This is a genomic window from Paenibacillus sp. 01L418, assembly GCF_056400045.1.
In genome coordinates this window covers 1-8,631 of record NZ_JBFTSN010000280.1, presented here as the reverse complement: position 1 = coordinate 8,631, position 8,631 = coordinate 1, and the positions used below count along the sequence as shown (strand labels likewise).

Annotated in this window: 8 protein-coding genes and 1 pseudogene; 8 read left to right on the top strand and 1 reads right to left on the bottom strand. The window is 39.0% G+C overall.

The window, feature by feature from the left end:
• The first annotated feature begins 96 nt into the window (after positions 1-96).
• From AC1DSE_RS24735 to AC1DSE_RS24725, 3 genes are all read left to right on the top strand, one after another.
• On the top strand, positions 97-837 hold the full coding sequence (locus AC1DSE_RS24735) for a glycosyltransferase family 32 protein (RefSeq protein ID WP_477511050.1): 741 nt from the start codon (positions 97-99) through the stop codon (positions 835-837).
• A gap of 35 nt (positions 838-872) precedes the next feature.
• The gene (locus AC1DSE_RS24730; RefSeq protein ID WP_477511049.1) at positions 873-1,481 is read left to right on the top strand and encodes a sugar transferase; all 609 of its coding nucleotides are present in this window, start codon (positions 873-875) and stop codon (positions 1,479-1,481) included.
• A 119-nt stretch (positions 1,482-1,600) separates the two neighbouring features.
• Entirely contained in the window at positions 1,601-2,737 is a 1,137-nt protein-coding gene (locus AC1DSE_RS24725; RefSeq protein WP_477511057.1) for an aminotransferase class I/II-fold pyridoxal phosphate-dependent enzyme, read from the top strand.
• Between the two features lie 8 nt (positions 2,738-2,745).
• Here the strand turns inward: AC1DSE_RS24725 and AC1DSE_RS24720 are convergent, their stop codons facing one another.
• Positions 2,746-3,402: an acetyltransferase gene (locus AC1DSE_RS24720; protein WP_477511048.1), complete on the bottom strand. Its 657-nt coding sequence runs from the start codon at positions 3,400-3,402 to the stop codon at positions 2,746-2,748.
• Positions 3,403-3,610: 208 nt separating this feature from the next.
• Between AC1DSE_RS24720 and AC1DSE_RS24715 the strand changes: the two genes are divergently transcribed.
• The 5 genes and pseudogenes from AC1DSE_RS24715 to AC1DSE_RS24695 all read left to right on the top strand — a co-directional run.
• Positions 3,611-4,807 (top strand): nucleotidyltransferase domain-containing protein, encoded by a 1,197-nt coding sequence (locus AC1DSE_RS24715; protein ID WP_477528333.1) that lies wholly within the window; start codon positions 3,611-3,613, stop codon positions 4,805-4,807.
• 22 nt (positions 4,808-4,829) lie between these two features.
• Positions 4,830-6,050: a glycosyltransferase gene (locus AC1DSE_RS24710; protein ID WP_477511046.1), complete on the top strand. Its 1,221-nt coding sequence runs from the start codon at positions 4,830-4,832 to the stop codon at positions 6,048-6,050.
• The gene (locus AC1DSE_RS24705) at positions 6,047-7,099 is read left to right on the top strand and encodes a glycosyltransferase (RefSeq protein WP_477511045.1); all 1,053 of its coding nucleotides are present in this window, start codon (positions 6,047-6,049) and stop codon (positions 7,097-7,099) included. The genes AC1DSE_RS24710 and AC1DSE_RS24705 overlap by 4 nt, the downstream gene beginning before the upstream one ends.
• Positions 7,096-8,253, top strand: a complete 1,158-nt coding sequence (locus tag AC1DSE_RS24700) for a polysaccharide pyruvyl transferase family protein (RefSeq protein WP_477511044.1) — start codon at positions 7,096-7,098, stop codon at positions 8,251-8,253. Before AC1DSE_RS24705 ends, AC1DSE_RS24700 begins: the two co-directional genes overlap by 4 nt.
• A gap of 7 nt (positions 8,254-8,260) precedes the next feature.
• A pseudogene (locus AC1DSE_RS24695) lies at positions 8,261-8,631 on the top strand (glycosyltransferase); the annotation flags it as partial.

Genomic DNA, 8,631 nt, shown 5'->3' with positions numbered 1-8,631 from the left:
TTTTTATTTTTTATTTTATTTTTATGAATGTGTTATTGCGCTGGATTTGGTTTACAAAAGTGACTATTTGAAATGGCCGCTTTAGGAGGGAATTAAATGAACGAAAGAATTAAGATACCACGAATTGTCCATTATTGCTGGTTCGGGCGAGGAGAGAAACCAAAGAAGATTGTAAAGTGCATGAGAAGCTGGCAGAAACATTTAGCTGATTATCAAGTGATGGAATGGAATGAAGACAATTTTGATATTTCTACTAATCGATATGTAAAGGAAGCTTACGAGGCAAAAAAATATGCTTTTGTAAGTGACTATGTTCGCCTGTATGCTCTTCATAAGTACGGCGGCATTTACTTGGATACGGATGTGGAAGTTATAAAACCCTTAAATACTTTTCTGTATCACGAGGCCTTCTCTGGATTCGAAGATGAGAAATTTCTACAATCCGGTACGATGGGTGCTGAGAAAGGACATATTTGGATTCATGAGTTGCTGAAAAATTACGATAGTCGAAGCTTTTTGCTTCCAGATGGTTCGTTAGATTTGACTACCAATACAGCAGTCATTTCTGAAATTTGCAGAAAGCATGATTTGAAGTTAAATGGTGAGTATCAGGTGTTGAGCAACGGCGTTACCTTTTATCCGCGTACATACTTTAGCCCGTATGATTATATTAACGGTGGGAATTACATAACAAATGACAGTCATACCATCCATCACTTTGCACAATCATGGCTTCCTGCTCATGTTCGTATGAGAGGAGAAGTTAAAAGAATTGTGAGCCGATTTGTTGGCCCAAAAATGATTTCAAAAATGAGACAGCTGCTATCATCGCGGTAACGAGTATTTAGAATGAAATACAGGAGTCCATACATATGCCAAAACGATTGTTTGATTTAATTATTTCTTGTCTTTTATTAATTGCTTTATCGCCTATTATTGCTATAACTGCGGTGTTGGTACGATTTAAGCTTGGTTCACCAATTTTATTCAAGCAGCAGCGTCCAGGTCTGCATGGCGTTCCTTTTTTAGTATATAAATTTCGAACAATGACATCGGAGAAAGACAGTTTAGGCCAGCTGTTGCCTGATCATTTAAGGCTGACGGCTTTTGGGGTTTTTATGCGCAAGTTTAGTCTTGACGAGCTTCTGCAGCTTATTAATGTAATCAAAGGAGATTTGAGCTTGATTGGGCCGCGTCCGCTGCTTATGGAGTACTTGCCTCTATATAACGAAAAGCAAGCTAAGCGCCATCTTGTCAGGCCTGGAATTACAGGCTGGGCTCAAATTCATGGTAGAAATGCGGTCTCGTGGGAAGAGAGATTTGAGTATGATGTGTGGTATGTGGAAAACCAAAGTTTAAAATTAGACTTAAAGATACTGCTGCTTACAGTTAAGAAGGTTATTAAATCTGAAGGTGTATCAAATGGTAATTATGTGACCATGCCTGTTTTTCAAGGAACGACAACAAATAGTGAAGGATAAAACCATTTCTCAAGCTTTATACACTCGAGAGGTGGTTTTTTATTTTGAAATACTAAAAAAGGATGTGTGGCAACGTGTCAGCGAATGAATTGAAAAAGATTTATTTATCCCCTCCTCATATGAGTGGTAAGGAGAAAAGTTATATCGACGATGCATTTGAGTCGAATTGGATTGCTCCACTTGGCCCCAATATTGATGCTTTTGAGAAGCAGATAGCAGCTTACGCAGGTACTGCAGACGCGGTAGCAGTGAGTTCAGGCACGGCGGCAATACATCTATCATTACAACTACTTGGAGTAGGTGCAGGAGACTTTGTATTTTGTTCAAGTTTCACGTTTGTCGCAAGTGCTAATCCGATTCGTTATTGCGGAGCTGAGCCCATATTCATTGATTCTGAGCCAGATACTTGGAACATGTCACCAGTAGCGTTGGAATATGCATTTAAAGATGCAAATCGTAAAGGTAAGCTGCCGAAAGCAGTTATTGTTGTTCACTTATACGGTCAAGTATCAAAGATGGATGAGATTATTTCATTATGTGAACAGTATGAAGTTCCTCTAATTGAGGACGCTGCGGAATCGCTAGGCTCCACATATAAAGGCAAGCAAAGCGGCTCCTTTGGAAAGTTTGGCATCTATTCATTTAATGGAAATAAAATTATAACGACATCGGGCGGCGGCATGCTCGTATCAGACGATGTGGAGCTTTTAAAAAAGGCTCGTTTTCTAGCTACGCAAGCAAGGGATACTGCCGCACATTATCAACATAGCAGCATGGGTTTTAACTATCGAATGAGTAATTTATTGGCAGGTGTAGGCAGAGCTCAATTAGAGGTACTGGATGATCGAGTAGCAGCGAGAAGAACGGTATTCGAGAACTATGTGGGTGCATTCTCGGACCGTAGCGGCATCAGCTTTATGCCTGAATTAATGAATACCAAATCCAATCGCTGGCTTACTACTTTAGTACTGGATGAAATGGAGACAAACACGACAATTTCTGAGCTTCTGTATGCACTTACAGCAGCTAATATAGAAGCGCGTCCGCTATGGAAACCTCTGCATTTGCAACCGCTGTTTGAAAACTGCCGATTTTATGCTCACGCAGGCGATGAATCTATTTGTGAACAGTTATTTATGCGTGGTATTTGTTTGCCCTCCGGTTCGAGCATGACACTAATTGATCAAGTAAGAGTAATTGATTGCATGAATGATGTTTTCGATAGAGCGGAGGAAAAGAGCATTCAATCGGCTTAAACAAATAATTAAAGATAACGTTCACCAGTTTCTCTTGATCGAATCGATTTGGCAGGCGTTCCGTATGCGACCTTATAGGAGGGGATATCGGTCAATACGGTCGACCCGGCTCCAATAACGGTATGCTCACCGATCGTAATACTATGCACAATATTTGCACCTAAAGAAATGACGGAGTAATCGCCAATGTTTACATTTCCACCAGTACCTGCTTTAGGGGCTAAGGTCACGCAGTTGCCGAGAGTTGAATCATGGTCTACCGACGATTGAGAATATAATACGCAATGTTCTCCTATTGTTGTATCGCTATTAACAACGCAGCCAGCCATAACGATTGTTCCATCTCCAATCTTAACGCCTCTTGCAATAGAGGCAGCCGGGTGAATAGCTTTAATAAATTTAAATTGAGGATGAATATGTGAGATGTTTTTTGCAATAGTAGAACGCAGCCAACTATCTCCAATAGCAACGAAACCACAGCTTATGATATCAAGGTTTGCTGCTAGCCAGTTTTCATCTCCTAAAACTTCATAACCGTAAACAATTGAACCAACTGGCTTGAATCCATCCAGTAAGCCAACAATTTGATACAGACCTTCTCTCTCAATTGTATCGATTACGGCTTTTGCATGACCGCCAGCACCATACACGATAATATTTTGCACGAGCTTTCAACCTCCCTATTTGTTAAGTCCAAACATTTAACTCTTCCATTCTAGCAGATTAAGTCGTTATTTTCTAAAAGAATAGTGAATGTATGGAATGTTTATTGACAGATATTAGGCTAGGTGATAATCTGTATCTATGTTCGTTTTATAGAACAATATTTAAGTTATTGTTCGTTATTGGCTAATCAGTTAGAAGGAGATATTCATGAATAACAACGTTACTCTCCATAATGAAGAACTGTCTGACGAATTACGATTAATGCTCGCTTTTCTTTCGTCAGACGATGAAGCGGATCAGTCCTTCGATTATCAGGAGCTGCTGCAAAATGCGGATTGGGACCGGTTTATCGAGCTTGTAAGGCATCATCGGGTGTTTCCAACTATCAATCGCAAGCTTCAGCAACTGAAATCAGCAGAAATCCCGGTGTTTGTTACCCAAATGTTTCAGCGTGACTATTATCGGAATACCTTGCAGATGCTTACGCTCAGTGGAGAGATGGAACAACTCGCAAAGGAATTTTCTGAACGTGGCCTACGTTCGCTGTTTTTAAAGGGGCCGGTTATTGCTGCTGATTTATATGGAGACGTATCGCTGCGTACCTCTTGTGACCTCGATCTCCTTATACCCCTCAAAGAACTTGATCAGGCGGAAGCACTTCTGGTGTTCCTTGGGTATGAGAAGGATGAATATATTGTTTCGGTGCTAAATGATTGGAAATGGAGACATCATCATACTACTTTCGTGCATCCCGAAAAAGGTATAAAGGTAGAATTGCACTGGAGATTGAACCCAGCTCCTTCTAAGGAGCCAAGTTTTAATGATCTATGGAGCCGTAAGCGAAAAAGCGCTTTAATTAGCCGTCCGATTTATTATTTAGGAAGAGAAGACCTATTTATGTTTCTTGTTTCTCATGGTGCTCGTCATGGTTGGTCTAGACTTCGCTGGCTGTTGGATATTAAACAGCTAGTTAATCAGAAGCTTGATTGGCCAAAGTTGAACCGGCTGCTTTCCAAGCATAACTATTCCCATATTGGTGGGCAGGCAATATTACTCGCAGCACGTTTATTATCTTCTCCTCTTCGCGATGAAATGAAGCCGCTTCTTGCAGGAAGGAAGGCATATTGGCTCGCGGAGGATGCTATGTTTTATATTAATCGGCTGGTTAATCTACATTCCCCGCCGGTTCCAGAAGAAATTAGAAGCTATCATGAACGATATCTTTTTGCCTTACTGACAATTCCGCAAAAAATACAGTTTATTGCAAGTTTTCTATTTCCTTATCCGGAAGACGTCGAGACGTTACCTCTTCCAAAGAAACTTCATTTCTTGTACTTTCCTCTTCGTCCTTTTTTGTGGATATGGAGGAAAACTAAAAAAAAATCTACAACGTATAAAATGTGATTTTTTAAGTTAGGGGATAACGATGAAAAACGTGCTAATTGCTTCCTATGATATGGAGGTTGGGGGGGTAGAACGAAGCCTTGCCGGTATGCTGGATGAGTTTCAATATGACTATTTTAATGTCGAGTTGATGCTGTATCGGCATAAAGGAGATTTTATGTCGCTTCTAAATGATAGAGCAAATCTTCTTGAAGAGATTCCGCAATATGCTTCTTTCCGAAAAGGTATTGGAAGCCTATTGAAATCGAAACAGCTGCATTTAGGAATTGCTCGCCTCCTATCAAAAATTCATGCGCGCATAATTGGAAGTTTAAAGGGAATACCCGAATCGGGATATATTCAGCAACAGCTAATGTGGAAGTATGCCCTGCCGTTTCTTCCTAAGCTGACACCTGAATATGATATAGCGATTAGCTATTTATGGCCGCACTATTTTGTAGCAGAAAAAGTTAAAGCCAACAGAAAATTTGCATGGATACATACTGATTTTTCTACTGTCCATACCATAAGCAATATGGATTTGAAAATGTGGAATAAATTTGACCACATTATCGCAGTTTCCGATGCGTGCAGAGATTCATTTTTAGAGAAGTACCCTACTTTAAAAAATAAAACGATAGTTATCGAGAATATCATGTCGCCTGAATTCATCAGAAGCATGGCATTAGAGAGACTGCCAAGTAATCCAATGATTTCGGATAAACGATTTAAGCTTCTCACAGTAGGCAGATTGTCTCACGCCAAAGGAATTGATAATGCAGTAAAAGCCTTCAAGCTTCTTACCGACCAAGGATATGATGATATTGTTTGGTATATTGTTGGCTACGGCGGAGATGAAGTGATTATTCAAAACTTGATAGCGGAATATAAACTGGAAGATCGTTTTATTCTGCTAGGTAAGCAAATAAATCCATATCCTTTTATCGAAGCTTGCGACATATATGTTCAGCCTTCCAGATACGAAGGGAAAGCAGTCACAGTTACGGAAGCAAAGATATTGGGAAAACCAATCATCATAACGAATTACGCTACTGCAAACAGCCAAGTAAGCCATGAGGTTGATGGAGTTATTTCCGAATTATCCGTCGATGGGATTGCGAATGGAATACTAAGACTTTATCGAGATCAAGAGCTCAGGGAGCGCTTGTCAAAGAAATGTGCAGAAGTCGACTATGGAAATCGTCATGAGCTTGATAAGCTTTATAGCTTGTTTCAACCGAAAGAGAGGAGTATCGCGAGGTGAGTATAAAGCTAAGTGTGATCATTCCAGTCTATAATGCTGAGCCTTATATTAAACGCTGCATGGAGTCTCTTTTAAACCAGACTATACAAGATTATGAGCTTATTTTTGTAAATGATGGCTCTACGGATAATAGCAAGGAAATCATTGAAGAGTATCAGAAACATAATCGACAGATTATTCTTATTAATCAGGATAATAAGGGTGTCAGCATTGCTAGGAATGAAGGGCTAGCTGCTGCAGTAGGGGAGTATGTTGGTTTTGTTGATGCAGACGATGATGTTGAGCCGGAAATGTATCAGATTCTCTATGCAGCAGCAGTATCAGGGGATTGTGATGTTGTAATTTCAAACTATGAAAGTGAGCTTGATGGTCATTATATTATTACGAGGTATCCTTTCCCTAGTGAAGTTGTCCTAACCGAGGGCGAGATTCAAAAACAAATATTACCCTTCTTCTTGAAGAGTGATCAATTAAATACAGCATGCAACAAAATTTATCGAAAATTTCTCATTCAGGAGCATGAAATTGTTTTCCCTGCCAACGTTGCTCTTGGAGAGGACGGAATGTTTAATATTTTTTTCTTTAGTCATGCAAAGAAACTGAAATATATTGATTACACCGGATACCATTATCGTGAGACAAAAGAGAGTGCAACTAGAAATGTATCCAAAAAGGATTATTTTCAGCGTGCTATTGAGGTATATAAATCTGAGCTTCCTTTATGTTATTCGAATTTAATTAGTGAAGTAAATATTCAACAATTTAAAGCCATTAAACTAATCCATAGCGTATTGGCCTACATACATATTTATCTTGAACCCTCGGCGAATATGCCATTTAAAGACAAGACACATTATGTTAAAAGGATGATATTGCACCATGATGTCAGGGAAGCTTTGCCGATCTACTCCAAAGAAATGAGCGAAGAATTAGGGAAATATCAAAAAGCATTATTGTATCTTATTGATCAAAAGTCATTGCTAGGCATTTATTTGATAACGGCGTACAGCAGATACCGAAATAGAAAAGTAAGGGGGATAACAATATGAAGATAATGATGTTTGCTCATGATGGCAGTCTTAATCGAGGATGTGAAGCTATCGTACGATCTTCAACAGCTATTTTAAAGGAGAGGATAAAGGACGCTAAGGTGTATCTAGCATCTAATAATCCGGAAACCGATCAAATTATAGCCAAGTTGGATGGTATTTATGATGGTTCTAAACTTGAAATAAAAAAATACTCGTATGATTGGTTCCTATCTTCACTAAAGGTAAAACTTTATCAGGATGAATCTTATGCGCTCGGGAAAATCCATAACAATATTATAAAAAATATTGAAAATATGGATGTTTGCATGTCTATAGGTGGAGACAATTATTGCTATGGAGAGCAGCCAGGATGGTATGAAATTGACAGGAGAGTAAAACAACAAGGGAAAAAACTTGTATTGTGGGGATGTTCGATCGGAGAAGAAGATATGTCGGAAAGAAAGCTGGAGGATTTAAAGCTCTTTGATCTAATCTTATCTCGTGAGTCATTGACCTACAATATGCTTATCGGTAAAGGCCTTAAGAACGTAAAGCTTTGTGCAGATCCTGCATTCACTATGGAAAAAGAAGAGTTGGATTTGCCAAAAGGGTGGCAGGAAGGAAACACAGTTGGAATTAATTTTAGTCCGTTGGTATGGAAACGGAATAAACAATCGCAGGCTGCGATCGACGAGCTGATACGGCATATATTGAGTAAAACGGATATGACGATTGCCTTAACTCCGCACGTTATTATAAATGGGAACAATGATTATGAGGTGTTAAAAGGCTATTATGAAACTTACAAGCATACAGGTAGAATTATTCTTTTGCCGGATCATTTAACAGCGATTCAATATAAAGGTTATATCGCTAGAATGAGATTTTTTGTTGGTGCACGTACACATGCTACTATTGCTGCTTACTCCAACTACGTTCCGACGATGGTACTTGGATACAGTGTGAAGTCCAAAGGAATAGCAAGAGATATTTTTGGCGAAGAAAAGCTGGTGCTTGGTATCGAAGAATTATCAAATAGTGTCCTATTAATTGAGAAATTCGATGAAATGGTCCAAGAAGAGGCAGAGCTGATACAGAAGCTCAAGCAGGTAATTCCAAACATTCAGAAAATGTCTTATAAAGCGGTGGATTATTTATGTGGTCTAACATGAGGTGGGTATGAAAAAAAATATATTGTTTGTCATTCCAAGTCTTTCAGCTGGTGGTGCGGAACGAAGCTTAATTAATTTAATTACTCAAATTGACTTCAATCAATATAACGTCGATTTATTTTTGTTTAGTCATAAAGGCATATTTATGGATTTAGTGCCTGAGAATGTTCACATTCTGCCGATGTCTGAAAGTTATTATCGTTTTATTAAGCCTCTTTTCCCTTCGGTATCCCAGTTTTTGGTTAGGAGAAATGCAAAGCTGGCCTATAGTCGATTCATGTTCAGTTACAAAAGTAGGATGTCTAAATGCGTTAGTATTAACGAGCAAGAAGGATGGAAGTATATTGCTCGTTCCATTGATTTAGTAGAGAAGAAATA